Source organism: Ciceribacter sichuanensis, assembly GCF_024055605.1.
Lineage (GTDB): Bacteria > Pseudomonadota > Alphaproteobacteria > Rhizobiales > Rhizobiaceae > Allorhizobium > Allorhizobium sichuanense.
In genome coordinates this window covers 261,454-281,987 of record NZ_JAMXLX010000007.1, presented here as the reverse complement: position 1 = coordinate 281,987, position 20,534 = coordinate 261,454, and the positions used below count along the sequence as shown (strand labels likewise).

At 60.5% G+C, this 20,534-nt stretch carries 18 protein-coding genes; 11 read left to right on the top strand and 7 right to left on the bottom strand.

What is annotated here, in order from left to right; translation table 11 throughout:
• Window positions 1-101: 101 nt before the first annotated feature.
• Window positions 102-1,061, top strand: coding sequence for a LysR family transcriptional regulator (locus NBH21_RS20490; protein WP_250914480.1), 960 nt, complete (start codon window positions 102-104; stop codon window positions 1,059-1,061).
• On the opposite strand, the gene NBH21_RS20485 is transcribed toward NBH21_RS20490, so the two are convergent.
• The 4 genes from NBH21_RS20485 to NBH21_RS20470 all read right to left on the bottom strand — a co-directional run bounded on the left by NBH21_RS20485 (window position 1,051) and on the right by NBH21_RS20470 (window position 6,657).
• On the bottom strand, window positions 1,051-3,327 hold the full coding sequence (locus NBH21_RS20485; RefSeq protein ID WP_250914481.1) for a copper-transporting P-type ATPase: 2,277 nt from the start codon (window positions 3,325-3,327) through the stop codon (window positions 1,051-1,053). The genes NBH21_RS20490 and NBH21_RS20485 overlap by 11 nt on opposite strands.
• Window positions 3,328-3,371: 44 nt before the next feature.
• Window positions 3,372-4,844, bottom strand: coding sequence for a multicopper oxidase family protein (locus NBH21_RS20480; protein WP_250914482.1), 1,473 nt, complete (start codon window positions 4,842-4,844; stop codon window positions 3,372-3,374).
• Window positions 4,845-4,934: 90 nt separating this feature from the next.
• Complete coding sequence (locus NBH21_RS20475) at window positions 4,935-5,291, bottom strand: hypothetical protein (protein ID WP_250914483.1); 357 nt, start codon at window positions 5,289-5,291, stop codon at window positions 4,935-4,937.
• 103 nt (window positions 5,292-5,394) lie between these two features.
• Window positions 5,395-6,657: a D-amino acid dehydrogenase gene (locus NBH21_RS20470; protein ID WP_250914484.1), complete on the bottom strand. Its 1,263-nt coding sequence runs from the start codon at window positions 6,655-6,657 to the stop codon at window positions 5,395-5,397.
• 111 nt (window positions 6,658-6,768) lie between these two features.
• Between NBH21_RS20470 and NBH21_RS20465 the strand changes: the two genes are divergently transcribed.
• Window positions 6,769-7,662: a LysR family transcriptional regulator gene (locus NBH21_RS20465; protein ID WP_250914485.1), complete on the top strand. Its 894-nt coding sequence runs from the start codon at window positions 6,769-6,771 to the stop codon at window positions 7,660-7,662.
• Here the strand turns inward: NBH21_RS20465 and NBH21_RS20460 are convergent.
• Window positions 7,650-8,555 carry a LysR family transcriptional regulator gene (locus NBH21_RS20460; protein ID WP_250914486.1) on the bottom strand — a complete coding sequence of 302 codons (906 nt, stop codon included), beginning with the start codon at window positions 8,553-8,555 and terminating at the stop codon, window positions 7,650-7,652. The two genes, NBH21_RS20465 and NBH21_RS20460, sit on opposite strands and share 13 nt — an antisense overlap.
• Window positions 8,556-8,693: 138 nt before the next feature.
• Here NBH21_RS20460 and NBH21_RS20455 point away from each other — a divergent pair, with 138 nt between their 5' ends.
• From NBH21_RS20455 to NBH21_RS20430, 6 genes are all read left to right on the top strand, one after another.
• Entirely contained in the window at window positions 8,694-9,620 is a 927-nt protein-coding gene (locus tag NBH21_RS20455) for a serine hydrolase (RefSeq protein WP_250914487.1), read from the top strand.
• A complete protein-coding gene (gene pip / locus NBH21_RS20450; protein WP_250914488.1) occupies window positions 9,617-10,585 on the top strand; it encodes a prolyl aminopeptidase in 969 nt (322 codons plus the stop codon). The genes NBH21_RS20455 and pip overlap by 4 nt, the downstream gene beginning before the upstream one ends.
• 161 nt (window positions 10,586-10,746) lie before the next feature.
• A complete protein-coding gene (locus NBH21_RS20445) occupies window positions 10,747-12,345 on the top strand; it encodes a peptide ABC transporter substrate-binding protein (protein WP_250914489.1) in 1,599 nt (532 codons plus the stop codon).
• Between the two features lie 111 nt (window positions 12,346-12,456).
• Window positions 12,457-13,380: an ABC transporter permease subunit gene (locus NBH21_RS20440; protein WP_250914490.1), complete on the top strand. Its 924-nt coding sequence runs from the start codon at window positions 12,457-12,459 to the stop codon at window positions 13,378-13,380.
• Complete coding sequence (locus NBH21_RS20435; RefSeq protein ID WP_250914491.1) at window positions 13,373-14,497, top strand: ABC transporter permease subunit; 1,125 nt, start codon at window positions 13,373-13,375, stop codon at window positions 14,495-14,497. The genes NBH21_RS20440 and NBH21_RS20435 overlap by 8 nt, the downstream gene beginning before the upstream one ends.
• A 1-nt stretch (window position 14,498) precedes the next feature.
• Window positions 14,499-16,097, top strand: coding sequence for an ABC transporter ATP-binding protein (locus NBH21_RS20430; RefSeq protein ID WP_250914492.1), 1,599 nt, complete (start codon window positions 14,499-14,501; stop codon window positions 16,095-16,097).
• A gap of 58 nt (window positions 16,098-16,155) precedes the next feature.
• On the opposite strand, the gene NBH21_RS20425 is transcribed toward NBH21_RS20430, so the two are convergent.
• Entirely contained in the window at window positions 16,156-17,202 is a 1,047-nt protein-coding gene (locus NBH21_RS20425; RefSeq protein WP_250914493.1) for an NAD(P)-dependent alcohol dehydrogenase, read from the bottom strand.
• A 34-nt stretch (window positions 17,203-17,236) separates the two neighbouring features.
• Window positions 17,237-17,635, bottom strand: a complete 399-nt coding sequence (locus tag NBH21_RS20420; protein ID WP_250914494.1) for a (R)-mandelonitrile lyase — start codon at window positions 17,633-17,635, stop codon at window positions 17,237-17,239.
• Between the two features lie 128 nt (window positions 17,636-17,763).
• Here NBH21_RS20420 and NBH21_RS20415 point away from each other — a divergent pair, with 128 nt between their 5' ends.
• From NBH21_RS20415 to repB, 3 genes are all read left to right on the top strand, one after another.
• A complete protein-coding gene (locus tag NBH21_RS20415; protein ID WP_250914495.1) occupies window positions 17,764-17,955 on the top strand; it encodes a hypothetical protein in 192 nt (63 codons plus the stop codon).
• Window positions 17,956-18,210: 255 nt separating this feature from the next.
• Window positions 18,211-19,431: a plasmid partitioning protein RepA gene (repA, locus tag NBH21_RS20410; protein ID WP_250914496.1), complete on the top strand. Its 1,221-nt coding sequence runs from the start codon at window positions 18,211-18,213 to the stop codon at window positions 19,429-19,431.
• 56 nt (window positions 19,432-19,487) lie between these two features.
• Window positions 19,488-20,468, top strand: coding sequence for a plasmid partitioning protein RepB (gene repB / locus NBH21_RS20405; protein WP_250946269.1), 981 nt, complete (start codon window positions 19,488-19,490; stop codon window positions 20,466-20,468).
• Window positions 20,469-20,534 lie beyond the last annotated feature (66 nt).

Here is a 20,534-nt window from a genome sequence, read left to right as displayed (position 1 = left end):
CAGTAGATATTATTGTTCTTGTCGAATTGCGCAAGCTTGCTAAATTCGACTACACTATTCCAAATTTCGGGATAATGGCGCAACGCAACAAAGGCTGATGTATGGATCAGATTTCCGCAATGCGCGTTTTCGTGCGGGTGGTGGAGACCGGGAACTTCACCCGCGCTGCCAAGAGCCTCAACATGCCGAAGACATCTGTCACCAATCTGGTGCAGGGGCTGGAAGCTCACCTTAGCACGACGCTTCTCAATCGCACCACCCGCCGTGTCATGGTTACCACCGACGGTGCTCTTTATTACGAGCGGGCAACGGAAATTCTCTCGGAACTGGATGAACTCGACGGCAGCTTTTCAAATTCCCAGGCACTGCCCTCCGGCCGCCTGCGTGTTGAAATGGCGAGTATTTTCGCCGATTCCGTCGTGATCCCGGCGCTTTGCGATTTCTACATGCGCTATCCGCAGATCCAGCTCGATATCGGGGTTGGCGACCGGCTGGTCGATTATATCGCCGAAAACGTCGACTGCGCACTGCGAGCGGGCACATTGTCCGATCAGTCGCTGGTTGCCCGCAAGATCGGCGAACTGAACATGCAGACCTATGCTGCGCCGTTCTACATCGAAAATTTCGGCATGCCAGAGCATCCGACAGATCTGGAAGGCGACCATTTCTGCGTGGGCTACATGAAGGCTCAGGCCGGTCGAGTGCTGCCGATGGAGTTCCGCAGAGGCGACGAGTTTATCGAGGTGTCGCCCCGCTTCATACTGTCGGTGAATGACAGCCGGTCTTATCTTCGGGCTGCTGTTTCCGGTCTCGGGATCGTCATGTCTCCGTTGTTCGTAGTCAAGGAAGCGGTGGAGAAGGGAGAACTGGTGCCTGTGCTTCCTGAGTGGAACCGGGATCCGGTGCCCCTCTATGTCGTCTATCCCCAGACCCGGCACCTGAGTAACAGGGTGCGCGTGTTCGTGGACTGGCTGGCCAAGCAACTTCAGGTGATCACACGCGATCCGGCCGCCCGCACCGGCAGGGCGAAGACGGCCGAACTTGCCGCGGTCAGATCCTGATCTGCCGCAGGCGCAGCGAGTTGCCGATTACGCTGACGGATGAAAGCGCCATCGCCGCCGCCGCGATGATCGGCGAAAGCAGGATGCCGAAGCTCGGATAAAGTAGGCCTGCCGCCACCGGGACTCCTGCCGCATTGTAGATGAAGGCGAAGAACAGGTTCTGGCGAATGTTCTGCATGGTCGCGTGGCTGAGTTGCCTTGCCCGCACGATGCCCTGCAGGTCGCCCTTGAGAAGGGTGACGCCGGCGCTCTCGATGGCAACATCGGTTCCCGTTCCCATGGCGATGCCAACGTCCGCTGCCGCAAGCGCGGGTGCATCGTTGACGCCGTCGCCGGCCATGCCGACGATGCGGCCTTCGCCGCGCAGCCGGGTGACGATCTTGCTCTTGTCCTCGGGCAGAACCTCCGCTTCGACTTCGGAGATGCCGAGGCGTCTGCCGACCGCCTCCGCGGTCGTGCGGTTGTCGCCTGTCAGCATGACGACGCGGACCCCGGCATCGACAAGGCTCTTCAATGCGACCGGTGTCGTCATCTTGATCGGATCGGCGATGGCGAAAAGGCCGGCAACGGCGCCGTCAGCGGCCAGGAAGATGACGGTGGCACCGTCATTGCGAAGCTCTTCGGCTTTTGCCGTCATGGCGGATAGGTCGATGCTTGTTTCCTCCATGATGCGATGGCTGCCGATCACAAGGCGCTTTCCGTCGACCACGCCCGTCACCCCCTTGCCGACAGGGCTGTCGAATTCGGTCGCATCCGCGAGCGACAGACCGCGTTCCTCTGCGGCCGCCACGATGGCGATGGCAAGCGGATGTTCGCTGGAGCGTTCAAGCGTAGCGGCGAGGCGCAGCAGTTCCTGTTCATCCAGGCCTTGTACGGGAACGATGGCCGTGACCCTGGGCTTGCCCTCCGTCAGCGTACCGGTCTTGTCGACCACCAGCGTATCGACCTTTTCGAACCGTTCGAGCGCTTCGGCGTTCTTGATGAGAACGCCTAGATGGGCACCCCGCCCGACCCCCACCATGATCGACATCGGAGTGGCGAGGCCGAGTGCGCAAGGGCAGGCGATAATCAGCACGGCGACGGCTGCGACCAGTCCGTGCGCGAAACGCGGTTCAGGCCCGACCGTCATCCAGATGGCGAAGGCAATGGCTGCGATAGCAAGAACGATGGGTACGAACCATCCCGACACCTCGTCGGCAAGGCGCTGGATCGGGGCGCGGGAGCGTTGCGCCTCCGCCACCATATGAACGATGCGCGACAGCATGGTATCGCGACCGACCTTGGCGGCCTCCATGACGAAGCCGCCGGTCTGGTTCATGGTGCCGCCGATGAGCCTGGCTCCCGTCTCTTTGGTGACGGGCATGGACTCACCGGTGATCATCGATTCATCGACCGAGCTTCGTCCTTCGATCAGAACGCCATCGACCGGCACCTTCTCGCCGGGACGGACCCGAAGCTTGTCTCCGACAACGACCGCTTCCAGCGCGATGTCCTCGTCCGTACCGTCTTCGCGGACGCGTCGCGCCATCTTCGGGGCGAGATCTAGAAGCGCACGGATAGCGCCACCGGTCTGTTCCCTCGCGCGCAGTTCGAGAACCTGACCGAGCAGGACCAGAACCGTGATTACCGCTGCCGCCTCGAAATAGACGGCGACCGTTCCTTCGGCCTCGCGCAGGCTTGGCGGGAAAAGGCCCGGCGCGACCGTTGCGACGATGCTGAAGAGCCATGATGCCCCGGTGCCGATGGCGATCAGCGTGAACATGTTCAGGTGTCGGGTGACGATGGACTTCCAGCCGCGCTCGAAGAAGGGCCATCCGGCCCAGAGCACGACAGGCGTGGCGAGGATCAACTGGATCCAGTTGGACGCCTGAGCACCGATCAGCATGTGCAAATCAATGAGGTGTCCGCCCATTTCGAGGATCACGACCGGTATAGCCAGTGCGAGGCCGATCCAGAAGCGGCGCTTCATGTCGATCAGTTCGGGACTGGGGCCCGTGTCGGCGGTTGCCACTTCGGGCTCGAGTGTCATGCCGCATATGGGGCAGTTTCCGGGCTGTGTCTGCCGTATCTGGGGATGCATCGGGCAGGTGTAGATAGTCCCTTCCGGTGCCGGAGTTGCGCCCTTTGGTTTCTGGTCGGCGGGGTGGTCGTGGTGATGAGCATGATCGTGATGGGAGTGATCATGGTGCTCCTGCCCCTGACCTTTCTCCTGACTGTGCTCATGGCCGGCATGGTCGTTGTTTTCAGTATGATGTTCGTGCGTCATTGGGGTCTCCCTGAACGCGAAAATTGCTGCAATATGACCTTTGCTCAGCCGGCCTCGTCGTAAGACACGAAGGACATCATGCCGCTGGCCATGTGATACAGATGGTGGCAATGGAACGGCCACCGACCGGGATTGCTGGCATCGAACTCTAGCACGGCCTCTGCCATCGGCGGCAAGAGAACCGTGTCCCGGACTGCACCTGCGAAATCCCTGCCGTTCAGTCCGACGATCTGGAAATGATGACCATGCAGATGCATGGGATGCGCCATCATCGACATGTTGCGGATGACGAACCGGATCCGGTCGCCGGTCTTGACGTCGAGATGTTCACCGCCTTCGATCTGCCAGGTGTAGCCGGACATGTTGCCGCTCAGGACCATTTCGAATGTCCTGGCGGGCTCGGCATCCTTGAGAGGCTTGAGTGCACGAAGCCGTTGCTCGAGTTTGAGATCGAGAACCGGGCCGGTTTCGATCCCTTCGGTGGCGAACTTCTGAATGCTTGCCCCTGCAGTCGCGAGAACAATCCCGGTGCGATGCGGGGAACCTTCGCGCAGCGCGAATACAGGGAACGCTCCGCCTTCACCGGGTATGTCGAGCAGGATATCGACACGCTGGCCCATTGAGACGGGAACGCGTTGAACGGTAAGCGGCTGGACGGGAATGCCATCGACCGCGACGAGGATGCCTTTCAGCGCGCCGGTGTCGATGGTGAAGGCGGTTGCCGTGGCACCGTTGATGATCCTGAGTCTGACACGACCACCCTTCTCGACGGGGAAGGTTTCCGGATCATCAAGGGTGCGGTCGTTTGCCAGATAGGCATCATATTCGATGTCGTTCAGGTCCATGGACGGCATCCCTGCCATATCGGGCATGTTCATCCCCGGCATGGCCATGCCGTGGCCACCCATGTTGCCCGACATGTCATGCATCATGCTGCCGTGGTTCATGCCCATCGACATTCCGTGACCGCCGGCGCCCTTGAGTTCGGCAAGGAGTTCTTCCGGCGTCCTGAAGGAGAAATCGTGGAGCAGGACGACCACCTCCTGCACGTCGCTGTTTCGCTCCTCCACTGTGCGGACGATGAGAGGTGCGGCCAACAGGTTCTGTTCCTGCAAGGTGTGGGCGTGCATCCAATGGGTCCCGCCGGCACCGACCGGAAAATTGTAACGGCGCTCTTCGCCCGGCTGCAATAGGGCGGCCGGATTGTCCGGCACGCCATCCATGTTCCATGGCGGCGTCAGTCCGTGCCAGTGGATGAGCGTGCTTTCCCCGGTCTGGTTGGTGAGTTGGACATCGAATTGCGTTCCGGCGTCCAGTGTCAGTCCCGGCTTTCCATCAGGCTGAACAAGGCCGAAAACCCTGGCCGCCTTTCCGTTCACTTCGATTGTCCGGGTGGTGACGGCAAGGTTGAGCGACGACGGTGTCGTGGCGGCCCGGACGCTCCATGGCAGGCTTGCGCCCGATCCGATGGCTGCTGCGCCGAGCGCAAGATTCTGGAGGAATTGACGGCGATTCATGATCTTTCTCTCGATCCATAGGTCGGCAATGCCGACGGCTGCTGCGAATGATGTGTGTTGAGGTGCGGCCGGACTGGCGGCGCACTAGCATCAGGCAGCGTTGCGGGGAGGACCGAGAACAGGAGGCGTGCTGCGTCCCGTGGGAAATGAGGTTATGTCGATAAAACGGATATCGACGAACCTCGCCGGCATCGTCTCGAACTTGTCCGCGGCTTCGACCACACTGCAAAGCATGCAGACGGAACTGCAGCAGAGCATCTTGTTGCTTGCGGGTGACTTGCCGGGATGGCTGTGGGAGCCGGTGTCGGTGTGCATGGAAGTCTGCACCTGCTGCGACTGGCAGGGATGATCCGCCGCCATTGCCGCCGACGAACCCATCACCCCGGCAATGACTGCCGTGGCCAGAAAGGTCCGAATGACCAGCATGATGTAGCGCATCAGTTCCATCGGTCGCCTACGACATCCTGCAAAGTACTCTATAGCAGAAGTTGGGGGCGTCGTTGACCTTTGTCAAATGATTGTGCGCCGGAAGAGATGTCCCAAATTGTCCTCATTGAACAGCCCCGAGAGCAAAGGGCGTCGCATCCAGCGCGGCCGGCTTTTCATCGATGAAATCGCGGATCAGTCTGGCGCTGCCGCAGGCCAGCGTGAAGCCCAGCGCGCCATGACCGACATTGAGAGACAGGTTGCGATAGGGCGTCTTGCCGATGATCGGCTTTCCTTGCGCCGTGGCAGGACGAAGGCCCGCCCAGGATTGAGCGTTGTCGAGGTCAGCCAGCTTCGGAAACGTTGAGCGGACCTGCCTTTTCAGTGTGTCGAGCCGGCGCGGATTGACGGCGGCGTCAGACGTACCGATGTCGACCATGGCGGCAATGCGCAGGCTGTCGCCCAGTCTCGCATAGACGATCTTGTTCTGGCTGTCGGTGACGCTGATCTTCGGCGCGGCTGTTTCTGTGGCCTCCGGAACCGCGACCGTCAGGCTGTAGCCCTTGAGCGCGCAGAGCGGCAACGATACGCCGAGCGGGCGCATCAGTTCCCGGCTCGTCAATCCCGCCGTCATGACGAAATGGTCGGCTTCTACATCGCCGCGATCGGTGGAAACGGCGCGCACCCGCCCCTGATCGGCGCGCAGAGCGCCGATCTTGTGGTGGTAAAGCCTCGTTACCCCATACTGTTCCCCGAGCACCTTATCGAGGGCTTCGCAGAACTTGCGGCAGTCCCCTGCTTCCTCGGATGGGGTGAAGACCCCGCCGCTGAATTGGCCCTTGAGACTTGCAAGAGAGGGCTCAAGCGCAATGCAGGCCTCGTCGTCGAGTACGTCCTGCTCTGCTCCGAGTTCCTTTTGATAGGCCGCGAGGGCGACCGCGTTTTCGAAACTCTTCCGATCCCGATGGATGACCAGTTTACCGAAGCGGTTGAAGTCGAAGTCCAGTGATTCGGCCTGCATGAGATCGTGCATCGCCGTGCGACTGAAATCCGCAAGCATGGCGAGTTCAGCGGTGTGCTTCTGAAAGGTGCCGGGGCTGCACGCCCGAAGGAAATTCAGGAGCCAGCGCCATTGGCTCGGATCGGCGCGAAGCTGGAAACCGAGCGGCGACTGCCGGTCCAGAAGATATTTCGGAAGGCTTGGAAAGATCGAAGGTGCAGCAAGCGGCGCGACGTAGGAATAGCTGAGCTGGCCGCCATTGGCGAAGCTGGTTTCCTGCGCCGGCAGTCCGTTTCGGTCAACGATTGAGATCTCGTGACCGCTGCGCGCCAGAAAATAGGCGGTGGTCAGCCCGACGACACCCGCGCCCAGAATGCAAATCTTCATGGTGAAAATCCCTTGCCCGATGACGGGACTATGGCCAGAAGCCACGGCTTGAGCAATTTCCTTTGTTTCGTATATATATAAACAAAAGTTATGAGCTGATCGCGAGCCACCGTGCTTCAACTGCGTCACATAGAAGCCTGCCATGCCGTCTTCCAGACAGGCGCAATCACCCGTGCCGCAGGGCTTCTGGGCATCAGCCAGCCTGCCGTCAGCAAGCTGATCAAGCATGCCGAGCAGCAGCTCGGGTTCCGGCTTTTCGAGCGCATCAAGGGACGGCTGGTCCCCACCCGCGAGGCCGAGATGATGGCGCCGGAAATCGCCAAGGTCTTCGACCAACTGGGGCACTTGCGCCGGCTCGGACAGAATCTTGCGCCCCATGGACAGGGGCGCATCCGGGTCGGCTGCATTCCGAGCCTCGGCATGAGCGTCGTGCCGGACGCCATACAGCGCTTCCAGAAGGCGCATCCCGAAATTTCCTACGAAATTCGCACCCAGCATACGGCGCAGCTCATCCAGAGCCTTATGGCGCAGGATCTCGACATTGCCGTTACCTTCGATCCCGAGCCGCATGTCGGTATCAGGGCGGAAAAGCTCGGGCACTCCAATCTGCTGTATGTCGGACCTGCGGGTGACCGGAATGCGCAGAGGAAGGAGATCCGGCTCGCTGAAATCGATCCGCAACGATTGATCGGTCTGATGGACAGCGATCCCGTCGGTCGGTTGATCGATCGGGAAATGCGGTCGGCCGGCATGGCTGCTGCTCCCGCGATCCAGGTGCAGACCCATTCCATCGCCTGCAAGCTTGCGGAAAAGGGGTGTGGCGCGACGATTGTCGATGCCTACTCCGCTTCCTCGTTCAAAGACCGCGCTGTCGAGATATTGCGAATGAAGCCGGCCATCGGACTGAACACGGTCGTGCTTCACAGCGACCTCAGGGTGCTTTCACGCCACAGTGCGAGTTTCATTCGCTATCTGAAACAGGCCTGCAGCGCCTATTCCGAGTGAGCGCTCTTTTCCTTCCCTTTGCTTGCCGGGGGTGTCTTCAGAAGGGTCAGCAGCGAGAGAACTGCGCTGCGCAGGGGCTCTTTACGGCGGTGGAAAACGATCAGGGGAACAGTCGGGACATTCCCGAGCGGTTTCCAGACGAGGGCGGGACTCGTCAGCCGGCCGGCAGTCAGTGCATCGATGACACCCACCCCGCCGCACGCTTCCACCAGATGGCAGACAGTCGAGCAGAACGGCGCTTCGCAGGACAGATTGTATTTCAGTCCCTTGGCTCGAAAGGCCTGCTGGATGACTGCGCCCATGGGCGACCATGCCGGATCGTAGGAGACCAGCGGCTCGGCGGCGATATCCGTGATGCTCAGGCGATCTTTCGACGCCAGCGGATGATCGCGGCGCATCACGGCGCCGAGCGCCACCTCCATCAGCGTTTCCGCGTGGAAGTCCGCCTTGGCCGGTACCGCCATCTGCAGGCCGATATCGGCCCGGCCGCTTCTCACGTCCGTCTCAGGCTCTGTCACCCACAGGCGGAGATGTTTCCGCCAGTTGTCATAACCGGCGGTCGCCAGCCGCTCGGCAAGGAAGCCTTCGACGATTGCCGGCGTGGCGGAGATCGTCACCGGCGCGCGGGCAGCGCTCGCCAGCTCCTCGATCCGGGACCGGATTTCCGCCTGGGTGGTGAAGATCGGCGCGGCCTGCGCGAACAGGGCGTGCGCCTCGGCGGTTGGCTCCAGCCGGTTGCCGACGCGCTGAAACAAGGTGAGCCGCAGCCGGGCCTCGATGCGCTTGATCTGGGCGCTGACGCCTGGCTGCGAAATTCCAAGGACCGCTGCCGTTTCGATCGTGGTCCCGACCCGCATCAGCGTGCCGAAAAGCTCGAGTTCCCGGAGATTCATGAGGATCCTTTCCGTGGGAAGACTATTAGCTGGGTAATAGAAGATGCAGTTTTAATTATTTTACACAATCTCCGATGCGGGGCTAGCTTTGTCCTCAGACGCCCATGGCGAAATGAGAATGCAGACAAGGAAATGCCCATGTTCTTCACCCAGACCCCGGAATGGCAGCAGCGCGGAGACAGGCTTGTTGCGAAGCTGCTGGAGCAGCTTTCTTCCCGGGGATTGCGCGAGGAACGGTTGGGCCTCGTGATCGTGACGCCGGAAAATAGCCGCCCCGTCGGATATTCGTGGCGTGGAGACTGGGTGTGCTATCCGTGCAGCCTCGTGAAGGCGTTCCATCTGGTTCATGCGCTGGATTTGCTGGATCAGGGTGTTCTGACGCCGCATGAGGATCTCGACCGCGCCATGCGCGACATGATCCTGTGGTCCTCGAACACCGCGACCAACTACGTCATCGATCTGATTACCGGTACGACCGGCGACACGCTGCTATCCGGCTCTGAATTCGTCGAATGGCGTGAGCGCAGGGAGATGCTGAACCGCTATTTCCTGAGCCTCGGATGGAGCGAATTTGCCGGCTGCAACATCACCCAGAAGCTGATGGACGACACGCGTTACGGACGCGAGGCGCAATATGCGGGGCGCGACCGGTCCTATCTCAATGCGCTCACGCCGCTTTCGGCCGCGCGCCTGATGTGGGAACTGTTCGAAGGTGAGCTGCCGCTCTCCGATGCCTCGCGCGCGCGCGCGCAAAAGGAGCTGCGCCGGGATCTGGCAGGCCCCGAAGCCGGTAATTCCGGCTATCAGGTGACAGAGTTTCTCGGCGGCGGCCTGCCGACCCACCTGCCCTACTGGAGCAAGGCCGGCCACAACACCTGGACCGGCGATCCCCGCGCCTCCTATTTCAAGCACGACATGATCCGCTTCCAGCCTGACCAGCGGCCGGCGGTGATCGCCGTGGTGATGACGCAGGGCAAGGAACTCAGCGTCGATCACCCGCAGGCCTTCCATGATATCGGCCGCATTTTGGCTGAACATCTGGCCGAGGCGGAGGTTGCCGCATGACGGAAACAGCGGATACGACACGCCGCAGCCTGTATCCCGTCATCGAGCCTTATGACACTGGCTTTCTTCAAGTCAGCCCGGTGCACCGTATCTATTACGAGCAGTGCGGCAATCCGGATGGAAAACCGGCGCTCGTGCTGCATGGAGGCCCCGGGGGCGGGATATCACCGTTCCTGCGGCGCGGGCACGATCCGAAGCGCTATCGCATCATTCTCTTCGATCAGCGTGGCTGTGGCCAATCCACGCCCTATGCCGAACTGGCCGAAAATACCACCTGGGACCTAGTGGCCGACATCGAGACGCTGAGGCAGCATCTCGGCATCGATCGCTGGCAGGTCGTCGGGGGATCATGGGGCTCGACGCTGGCCCTTGCCTATGCCATCACCCATCGCTTGCACGTGACCGAACTGATCGTGCGGGGCATCTTCGCCGTGCGTACTGCGGAGGTGCGCTGGTTCTATCAATCCGGCGCAAGCTTTCTCTATCCCGATGCCTTTGACCGGTATCTGGCGCCAATTCCCGAAACCGAGCGCGACGACCTGCTCGCCGCTTATTACCAGCGGCTGACGAATGGCGATGCGGCGAACCAATTGGAGGCCGCCAAGGCTTGGAGCGCCTGGGAGGGCGCGGCGCTGAGCCTGATACCGGACCCGGAGCGCGAGGCGTCCTTCGCCGAGGAGGAAACCGCTGTCGCGCTTGCCCGGCTCGAATGCCATTATTTCATGAATGGCGGCTTCTTCGCCCATGACGGATGGCTGCTCGATCAGGCGGCCGCGCTCAAGGGCGTGCCGGGCGAGATCATCCAGGGCCGCTATGATCTGGTGACGCCGATGCAGACCGCCCATGACCTGGCGAAACGCTGGCCGGACGCGACTTTCACCATCGTTCCCGATGCCGGTCATTCCGGCGTGGAGCCCGGCATCGCCGATGCCACGGTTCGCGCAACCGACCGCTTCGCCTCATGAACACACGTCGCTGGAAAACCGAAGCGACGACCCGCCCTTGCGGTTACCGCAGTCCGACCAGACTGCTGGACCGCCAGCCGAACGCCGGTATTGCCGGCGCTGCCTCCCCTGCCGATCCGGAAAGATCAGCCACAAATATCACTAACAATGAGGGATCCTGCATGACATCACATCATAAATTCTCGTTGCGATCGCTGCTTCTCGGTTCGGCGCTGGCCTTGCTGCCGATAGCATTCGCACCGGCTGCGCTCGCCGAAACAGTTCTGGACCGCGGCAATGTCGACGATCCGGAATCCATGGACCCGCATCGCACCTCGACGATGGCCGAAGGCAATCTTATGCGGGATCTGTTTCTGGGACTGACCGCCCATGATGCCGCCGCTCGCACCATTCCGGGCGCTGCGGAAAGCTGGGAAGTTTCCGAAGACGGCAAGACCTACACCTTCCATCTGCGCGCCGACGGCCGCTGGTCCGATGGCAGCCCGGTGACGGCCGAGGACTTCGTCTATTCCTGGCGCCGTGTGGTCACGCCTGAAACGGCTGCCGAATACGCCTACATGCTGGCCCCGGTGGTCAACGCGGAAGACATTACCGCCGGCAAGAAGAAGCCTGAAGAACTTGGCATTTCGGCGAAGGATAAGCTGACTCTGGTCGTGACGCTGAATGCGCCCACGCCCTATTTCCTCGATATGCTGAGCCACCAGTCGACCTATCCGGTCAAGCGAGAGAATGTCGAAGCCTTCGGCGCCGATTTCACCAAGCCCGGTCATCTCGTTTCGAACGGCGCTTACAAGCTTGCCGGCTTCGTGCCGAACGATCACATCACACTTGAGAAGAATCCCGAGTTCTACGACGTCGCCAATGTCGCCATCGACAAGGTGAACTACTATCCGACGGCCGATAACGCCGCGGCCGTGAAGCGTTTCGAAGCGGGTGAACTCGACGTCAACCGTGACTTCCCAACCGAACAGACCGCTGACCTGAAGGCCAAGTTCGGCGATGAGGTGCGCGTCGGGCCGATCCTCGCTACCTACTACTACGGCTTCAAGACCGACAAGGCTCCGTGGGATAATCCGCGTCTGCGGCAGGCGATCTCGATGCTGATCGACCGCGACTTCCTCGCCAAGAAGGTCTGGCAGGACACGATGCTGCCCGCCTACTCTTTCGTGCCGCCGGGCATTGAGGGTTACACGGCTCGCGCCCCGGAATATGCCGAAAAAGCCCAGATCGACCGTGAAGATGAAGCCGAGAAGATCCTGACCGAGCTGGGCTATGGTCCGTCCTCGCCGTTGAAGATGGAAATCCGCTTCAACACCTCCGACAACAACTCGAACACTGCTGTCGCCATTCAAGAGATGTTGCGTCCGTTCGGGATCGAGGTTTCGCTGGTCAATGCCGACACCAAGTCGCATTACGGTCTGCTCGAAGCCAAGGGCAATTACGATGTGGCGCGCGCCGCATGGTATGCCGACTATGTCGACCCGGAAAACTTCCTGGCGCTTTGCAAGACCGGTACCGGCAACAACTACACGCAGTATTCCAATTCGGAGTATGACGGCCTGCTCTCCAAGGCCGCTGCTGTCGAACCTGCCGAACGCCTGAAGATCTTGTCGGATGCCGAGGAAATCGGCGTCGCGCGCGATCTCTGCGTCATGCCGCTGATGTATTACAGCTACCACAACCTCGTTTCTGCGAAGGTCGGCGGCTGGCAGGAAAACGTGATGGATATCCATCCCTCGCGCTTCCTGACGCTGAAATAACAAAAAACGAAGGGCTTGCCTCCGTCTGTTTGCGGGGGCAAGCATCCCGGCCTGTCGTCGCGGCCATCGCCGTGCTGATGACGTCCGCCTGTCTCCTCATGTGAGCCCACCATGATCCGTTATGTCCTGCGGCGGCTGCTGACCGCCATTCCGACGATCTTCGTGATCATCACGCTGTCGTTCTTCATGATGCGCGTCGCTCCGGGCGGGCCGTTCAATCAGGAACGAGGCCTGGATCCGGTGATCCGCGCCAATCTGGAACGCGCCTATCACCTCGACCTGCCGCTATGGCACCAATATCTCATCTATCTCGGCAATCTCGTGCGTGGTGATCTGGGACCGAGCTTCACCATGCCGGAATTCACTGTCGCCGAATTGTTCATGGCCGGGCTGCCGGTCTCCGTGCAGCTCGGTGGTCTCGCGCTCATTATTGCGCTCATCCTTGGCGGCGCGCTTGGCATTGTCGCGGCGTTGCGGCAGAACCGGGCTCCCGATGTTGCGGTGATTGCGGTTGCGACCGCCGGAAGCACGATCCCGACTTTCGTTATCGCGCCGCTCTTCCAGCTTTTCTTTGCGTTGACGCTGAAATGGCTACCGGTCGGCGGCTGGGGCGATGGTGCCCTCGTCAACAAGATCGGGCCTGTGGTGACGCTGATGCTGCCGCAGCTTGCCATCGTCGCGCGGTTGATGCGGGGGGCGATGATCGAGTCCCTTCATGCCCATCACATCCGCACCGCCCGCGCGATGGGTCTCTCGGATTTCTCCATCGTGCTGCGCCATGCCCTGCGCTCGGCATTGCTGCCGGTCGTTTCCTATGCGGGGCCTGCCGCTGCGGCTCTGCTCACCGGGTCGGTGGTGGTCGAGACGATCTTCTCCATCCCCGGCATTGGCCGCTATTTCGTCGATGCAGCACTCAACCGCGACTACACCGTCGTCATGGGCGGGGTCGTCATCGTCGCGGTCTTCACCATCCTCTTCAACCTCATCGTCGACATCCTCTATGCGGTGATCGATCCGAGGGTTCGCTATGAATGAGAATACCGCTTTGACGGGCGAGAGCCCTGCGGTCGTCGGCCGTTCGCTTTGGGGCTACGCTCGTTCGCGTTTCGCGCGCAATCGCGCGGCCATGGCAAGCGCCGTCTACCTGTTGCTGATGGCGGTCGTCTGTGTCTTCGGCCCGATGCTCCTGCCGAACAGCTACGAAGCCATCTACCAGAACTACACACGGGTGCCGCCAAGCCTTGCCCCCTACCCTACCGCCGACATGATCGGTCCGGCCATTGAGGAAGCAGTCGCCCGCGCTCGGTTGACTCTCGATGGGTGGGAGGAAAAGGACGAGCGCGTCGAGATACGTCTCTCTTCCAAGGGCGATATCGATCCGCGCGTGACCCGCTATATCGACCGTTCGGACCTTCTGGAGGACGCACAGGTAAAGACGAGCGCGTCCGGCTCCATGACGATCTCAGCCGCCCTTGAAAAGCGCTATTTTTTCTTCGGCACCGACAGCACCGGTCGCGATCTTCTGGCACGGACCCTGATGGCGGGTCGCGTGTCGTTGTCCATCGGGCTGCTCGCAGGCCTGATCGCGGTGGTGATCGGGGTCTTCTATGGTTCTACGGCCGGGTTCATCGGCGGCAGAACCGACCAGGTGATGATGCGCATCGTCGATGTCCTCTATTCGCTACCCTTCATATTCTTCGTCATCATGCTGGTCGTCTTTTTCGGGCGGAATTTCCTGCTGATGTTCGTGGCCGTCGGAGCGGTGCTGTGGCTGGACATGGCGCGCATCGTGCGCGGCCAGACACTCTCCCTGCGCCGTCAGGAGTTCGTGGAGGCCGCAGAGGCGCTGGGTGTTTCCCGCGCCCGTATCCTGCTGCGCCATATCGTGCCCAATCTGCTCGGTCCCGTGGTGATCTACATGACCCTGCTCGTGCCGCAGGTCATCATTCTCGAAAGCTTCCTCTCCTATCTGGGCTTCGGAGTGCAGGAACCGATGTCGAGTTGGGGCGTGCTGATCGCACAGGGCGCCCGTTCGATGCCATCGGCCAACTGGCTGCTGGTCTTCCCGTCGGTTTTCCTCATCACCACGCTCTTTGCGCTGAATTTCATCGGCGACGGCTTGCGCGATGCTCTCGATCCCAAGGACCACTGACATGACCCCTGACGCCAATGACAAGCCCGTCCTTCTCGCGGTCGAGGATCTGCGGGTCGGGTTCCAGACCGACGAAGGTTCGGTGGAAGCCGTTCATGGCATCTCTCTCCATGTTCGTTCCGGAGAGACCATTGCCATCGTCGGCGAGAGCGGATCGGGCAAGAGCCAGTCGATGATGGCCGCAATGGGCCTGTTGCCGAAGAATGGACGCGCGACAGGTCGCATTCTGTTCCACGGCGAGAACCTCGTCGGGATGAACAAGACGGCGCTGAACCGCATCCGTGGCGACCGGATCGGCATGGTTTTCCAGGAGCCGATGACTTCGCTCGACCCACTCTATACGATCGGCAGTCAGCTCGTTGAGCCAATCATGCGCCATCAGCGCATCGGCAGGAAGACTGCCAGGGAGCGGGCGCTGGAGATGCTTCGCCTTGTCCGCATCCCGGATCCGGAGAGACGGATGGATGCCTATCCGAACGAGATGTCGGGCGGGCAGCGTCAGCGCGTGATGATTGCCATGGCGCTTGCCAACAATCCGGAACTCCTGATCGCCGACGAGCCGACGACGGCTCTCGACGTGACCATTCAGGCGGAGATTCTCGACCTGATCGCCGACCTGCAGGCGCGGCTCGGCATGGGGGTGATCTTCATCTCGCATGACCTTGGCGTGGTGCGGCGCATCGCGCAGAGGGTCTATGTGATGTGCCGGGGCGATGTCGTCGAATCCGGGCCGACGGCGGAGGTGTTCGACAATCCGCAGCATGACTATACCCGTGCGCTGATAGCGGCGGGGCCTTCGGGATTGAAGCAGCCTCCTGTCCCGGATGCGCCCGAGGTCATGTCGGCTTCAAATCTCGATGTGTTCTATGGACGCGGAGCCTATCGGCGGCAGGCAGTCTCGGACGCGGGGCTGACCCTGCATCAGGGCGAGACCATCGGCATCGTCGGTGAAAGCGGTTCGGGCAAGTCGACGCTGGCAAGAGCTTTGCTGAGGCTGTTGCCCTCGTCCGGCCGGATACGCCTCGACGATAGGGATATCTCGGGCTATGACCGAGCGCAAATGCGTCCGCTGCGCCGGCAGTTGCAGGTGGTGTTTCAGGATCCCTTCGGATCGCTCAGTCCCCGAATGACCGTCGGGCAGATCGTCACAGAGGGGCTGACCGTTCACGAACCGGGCCTCAGCGCCCGTGAGCGGGACATGCGCGCCATCAGGGCATTGGAGGAAGTTCACCTCGACCCGGTGATGCGCAACCGCTATCCGCACGAGTTTTCCGGCGGGCAACGCCAGCGGATCGCCATCGCCCGAGCGATCATCCTGAAACCCCGTGTCCTGCTGCTCGACGAGCCGACTTCGGCGCTGGACCGGCAGGTGCAGAAACAAATCGTCGATCTGCTGCGCGACCTGCAGGCCGCACATGCGCTTTCCTATCTCTTCATCAGTCATGATCTTGCCGTGGTTCGCGCCATGGCGGACAGAATTCTGGTGATGAAGAACGGTCGGGTCATCGAGGATGGCCCTGCCCTGTCGGTCCTCGACAGCCCGCGGGAGGATTATACCCGGACGCTGATCGCTGCCGCCTTTCCCGCAGACGGAGCATAGGCAATTTCACAGACACTGGATCACGGCCCCGATATCAAGGCCGTGATCGCTCGGAAACTTAAAGCGTCGCGTTGTCTATGACGAAGCGATATTTGACATCGCTCTTCTGCATGCGGTCGTAGGCCTCATCGATCTTTTGGATCGGGATCATTTCGATGTCCGAAACAATGCCCTTCTCGGCGCAGAAATCCAGCATCTCCTGTGTCTCCGCAATGCCGCCGATAAGCGATCCCGCGATCGAGCGTCGCTTGAAGATCAGCGGGAAGATGTTCGGCGACGGATGCGGATGTTCCGGAACGCCGACCAGCGTTAGGGTCCCATCCCTCTTCAGGAGATTGGTGAAGGCATCGAGATTGTGGCTGGCGGCAACAGTGTTCAGGATGAAATCGAAGCTGGTGGCGTGCTTCGCCATTTCGTCCGTATCCTTTGAGATCACGACCTCGTCTGCGCCGAGATCATGCGCTGCCTGTCGTTTGCTTTCCGATGTTGTGAAGGCGACCGTATGCGCGCCCATGGCATGGGCAAGCTTGATGCCCATGTGTCCGAGACCACCGATGCCAACGATGCCGACTTTCTGGCCCGGTCCCACCTTCCAGTGCCTGAGCGGCGAGTAGGTGGTGATGCCGGCGCAGAGGAGTGGTGCGACGGCTGCAAGCTGATCCTCCGGATGGCGGATCTTCAGGATGAATTTGTCCTTGACCACTATGGTGTCGGAATAGCCGCCAAGGGTGTGCCCCGGCTCGTCACTGGTCGCGCCATTATAGGTGCCGGTGAAGCCGTGTTCGCAATATTGCTCGAGACCGTCGTCGCAGGCATAGCAGTGCTGGCAGCTATCGACCATGCAGCCGACCCCGACCGTCTCTCCGACCTTGAATTTCGTGACGTTGCTGCCAATGGCGGTTACGTGCCCGACGATTTCATGGCCGGGCACGCATGGGTAGATCGTGCCTCCCCACTCCGAGCGGACTGTGTGCAGGTCGGAATGGCAGACGCCGCAGTAGGCGATCTTGATCTGCACGTCGCTTGGACCAGGCTCGCGCCGGAAGATGTTCATGGCCTCGAGCGGTTTGTTGGCTGCATAGGCGCCGAATGCTTTCGTATGCATGGGTAGGCTCCTGTCGTTGGGATTGTCAGTTTGATCAGCGAGCGGCGTATTGTTCGTCGCTGACATGCTCCATCCAGTCCACGACCTTGCCGTCCAGGGCCTCCTGAATGGCGATATGGGTCATCGCAACGGTCGCAGACGCTCCGTGCCAATGCTTTTCCCCGGGCGGAAACCAGATAACGTCGCCCGGCCGGATTTCCTCGACCGCTCCCCCTTCCCGCTGCACAAGTCCAAGCCCGGAAACGACGATCAAGGTCTGACCGAGCGGGTGCGTGTGCCAGGCGGTTCTGGCGCCGGGTTCGAATGTCACCGATGCCCCGGCAACGCGAGCGGGTTCCTGCGCCTGGAACAGCGGGTCTATCCGTACCGTGCCGGTAAACCAGTCGGCGGGTCCCTTGCCCGAAGGCCGCGTTCCAACTCTCATGATATCCATCAGACCACTCCTGCAGGGTCGGTTGCCACACGGAATGCCGAAAACGGCGTCACCGGAGGACTATAGGACCCGATCTCTGTTTCGATTAGTCAACGCACCGAGATTGGGCTTATATCGGAGTTCAATAAATGCGCGACGTGCAACCCGACGATGCGCCGGTCCCGATAACGGTAATGGATGAGGCGAGTTTTACCAAGGGTCGTGACAGACCTTCTGGCGGGCTTTCATCAGCGAGACGACTCGATGTGTTTTGCTTGCAAGACGGTGAGTCGCGCGATTTTATGTTTCTCGATCGATTTTCAGGTGAGGAACAGGCGTGATTAGTTGTCAAAAGGCGGTCTCGGCCTGTGGCTGTTTCCGGTAAAATCCGTCCGCGAGGTCGCGCATGCGACTCAGCTTAACATTCTGAATCTCAATCAGAATATCGAGCGCGGCGTGCGGCCCGCAGCGACCACCGTGGGACTTTGTTAGGAATGTATTAACTCTATTTCCCTTGTTTGGGTTCGAGAATCGCAGATAATAACGATTAACTGCGGGCATAGGCCTGAATATCGTTATTTGAGAGCGACCACCCCATGAACGCGAAACCGTCAATGGCTGCGAGCCAGCCTGCTCACTTTGAAGATGAGATCCTCGAACAGGGCGATCTGATTTCAAAGAAGCTGCATCTGCTCAGCATGCAGCGCTTTCCGCCGAACGCGAAGAAGACCCTTCGCCAGTTCACCATGGCGGAGGTGGCGAATTATATCGGGGTTTCCCAGAGCACGCTCAAGAAGCTTCATCTTGAGGGCAAAGGGCCTCTCCCCGACACGTCGTCGTCGGGCCGGCGGTTCTACACGGCCGACCAGATGCTTGAGCTTCGGCGTTATCTCGATGAGCACGGCCGTTCGGAAAGCCGCAACTATGTTCCCCATCGGCGAGCGAACGAGAAACTGCAGGTCATCGCGGTCGTGAACTTCAAGGGCGGCTCCGGCAAGACGACCACGGCTGCCCATCTTGCCCAGTACCTCGCGCTGACGGGGCACCGCGTGCTGGCGGTCGATCTCGACCCGCAGGCCTCCCTGTCTTCGCTGCATGGGTTCCAGCCGGAGCTGGACCAGACGCCGTCGCTCTACGAAGCAATCCGCTACGACGATGGAAAACGTTCGATCCGGGACATCATTCAGCCGACGAATTTCCCCGGGCTCGATATCGTGCCGGCCAATCTCGAGCTTCAGGAGTTCGAATACGATACGCCGCTCGCGATGTCGAATAAGTCGACCAATGAGGGCAAGACCTTCTTCACGCGCATTTCACGGGCACTGGCCGATGTTGATGATCGGTACGATGTCGTCGTGATCGACTGCCCTCCACAACTCGGCTACCTCACCATCACCGCGCTCACGGCTGCGACCAGCGTGCTAATTACAATCCATCCGCAGATGCTGGATGTGATGTCGATGGGTCAGTTCCTGCTCATGCTCGGCGGGATCCTGAAGCCGATCCGGGAGGCTGGCGCTGAGGTCAATCTCTCCTGGTATCGCTACCTGATTACCCGGTACGAGCCGACGGATGTGCCGCAGGCGCAAATGGTGGGCTTTATGCAGACGCTCTTCCATCAATACGTTTTGAAGAACCCGATGCTGAAGTCGACGGCGATATCGGACGCAGGAATTACCAAGCAGACCCTTTACGAGGTCGACAAGAGCCAGATGACCCGCTCGACCTATGACCGGGCGCTGGAGTCTTTGGATTCCGTCAATGAGGAAATCGCCCAACTCATACATGCGGCCTGGGGAAGGCCGGTTGTCGGCTGACAAAAACGGAGATTTCGCTTTTGTTTTCAGTTATCTACCTTGAATTGGAGTAGTGGATGGCGCGTAAAAACCTCTTGGCGGGCCTGACCGACGCCGACGAGCCGGAAGCTTCGCCGGCCGCTGGCAATTATCCGATGCGCGGCGCATCCAAGAATATGATCCGTTCGTTGGATGAACTGGCCAAGCAGGCCGAGAAATTCCTGGAAGGCGATGCTGTCGTCGAACTCGACCCGGAAACCGTGGATGGGTCCTTCGTGTCTGATCGGTTGGAGGATGGCAGCGAACAGTTCGAAGAACTGAAAGCGGCGATCGAAGAGCGGGGGCAGGACACACCGATCCTGGTGCGCCCTCACCCGACAGCGACAGGCCGTTACCAGGTGGTTTTCGGCCACCGGCGTCTTCGTGTCGCCCGCGAGTTAGGCCGCAAGGTCAAGGCCGTCGTCAAGCCGCTGGATGACCGCACGCATGTCATCGCTCAGGGGCAGGAAAACTCGGCACGTGCCAATCTCTCCTTCATCGAGCGGGCTGCATTTGCGCGACGCCTTATCGAGCTTGGATATGACCGTGCGGTGATTTCGTCGGCACTCGCCGCGAATGCTGCTGCCGTCTCGAAGATGGCGTCGGTCACCGAGCGCATTCCGGAAAGCTTGATCGTCCATATCGGAGCTGCTCCGTCCATTGGACGCGAGCGTTGGGTGGAATTGTCTTTACTGATCGGCAAGGCCGGTGCCCAGGAGAAGATAGATGGTCTGGTCGAGAGTGAGGACTTTGCCGCACTCGGATCCGATGACCGCTTCAATGCGCTTGTCGCAACCCTGAACAAGGCCGGAAAACCGGTGAAGAAGGTTGTGCCAGCCCTCAAGCAGTCGTGGCAGGCGAAGGACCAGCGGCTCTCGGCCGAGATTATCAATACCGGGAGAACATGCACCGTGTCGCTCAAGGCAAAAGCTGCGGGAGATTTCGGGCGGTTTCTCTCGAATAATCTGGATCGGCTTTATGCCGAATTCCAGGAGCAGAGCTTCCACGAAGGAGATTGACCAGCAAAAGAAAAAAGGCCCCCGAACGTTGCCGTAGCGGAAGCCCTTCTCTTGTGTAGCAACCTG

Bases quoted from the DNA above. Each gene is read 5' to 3' on its own strand.
- NBH21_RS20435 (WP_250914491.1), top strand. From the start codon at position 13,373: ATGAATGAGAATACCGCTTTGACGGGCGAGAGCCCTGCGGTCGTCGGC.
- NBH21_RS20420 (WP_250914494.1), bottom strand. From the start codon at position 17,635: ATGGATATCATGAGAGTTGGAACGCGGCCTTCGGGCAAGGGACCCGCC.
- NBH21_RS20460 (WP_250914486.1), bottom strand. From the start codon at position 8,555: ATGAATCTCCGGGAACTCGAGCTTTTCGGCACGCTGATGCGGGTCGGG.
- NBH21_RS20475 (WP_250914483.1), bottom strand. From the start codon at position 5,291: ATGGAACTGATGCGCTACATCATGCTGGTCATTCGGACCTTTCTGGCC.
- NBH21_RS20490 (WP_250914480.1), top strand. From the start codon at position 102: ATGGATCAGATTTCCGCAATGCGCGTTTTCGTGCGGGTGGTGGAGACC.
- repB (WP_250946269.1), top strand. From the start codon at position 19,488: ATGGCGCGTAAAAACCTCTTGGCGGGCCTGACCGACGCCGACGAGCCG.
- NBH21_RS20415 (WP_250914495.1), top strand. From the start codon at position 17,764: ATGCGCGACGTGCAACCCGACGATGCGCCGGTCCCGATAACGGTAATG.
- NBH21_RS20485 (WP_250914481.1), bottom strand. From the start codon at position 3,327: ATGACGCACGAACATCATACTGAAAACAACGACCATGCCGGCCATGAG.
- NBH21_RS20440 (WP_250914490.1), top strand. From the start codon at position 12,457: ATGATCCGTTATGTCCTGCGGCGGCTGCTGACCGCCATTCCGACGATC.
- NBH21_RS20455 (WP_250914487.1), top strand. From the start codon at position 8,694: ATGTTCTTCACCCAGACCCCGGAATGGCAGCAGCGCGGAGACAGGCTT.
- NBH21_RS20430 (WP_250914492.1), top strand. From the start codon at position 14,499: ATGACCCCTGACGCCAATGACAAGCCCGTCCTTCTCGCGGTCGAGGAT.
- repA (WP_250914496.1), top strand. From the start codon at position 18,211: ATGAACGCGAAACCGTCAATGGCTGCGAGCCAGCCTGCTCACTTTGAA.
- pip (WP_250914488.1), top strand. From the start codon at position 9,617: ATGACGGAAACAGCGGATACGACACGCCGCAGCCTGTATCCCGTCATC.
- NBH21_RS20470 (WP_250914484.1), bottom strand. From the start codon at position 6,657: ATGAAGATTTGCATTCTGGGCGCGGGTGTCGTCGGGCTGACCACCGCC.
- NBH21_RS20445 (WP_250914489.1), top strand. From the start codon at position 10,747: ATGACATCACATCATAAATTCTCGTTGCGATCGCTGCTTCTCGGTTCG.
- NBH21_RS20425 (WP_250914493.1), bottom strand. From the start codon at position 17,202: ATGCATACGAAAGCATTCGGCGCCTATGCAGCCAACAAACCGCTCGAG.
- NBH21_RS20480 (WP_250914482.1), bottom strand. From the start codon at position 4,844: ATGAATCGCCGTCAATTCCTCCAGAATCTTGCGCTCGGCGCAGCAGCC.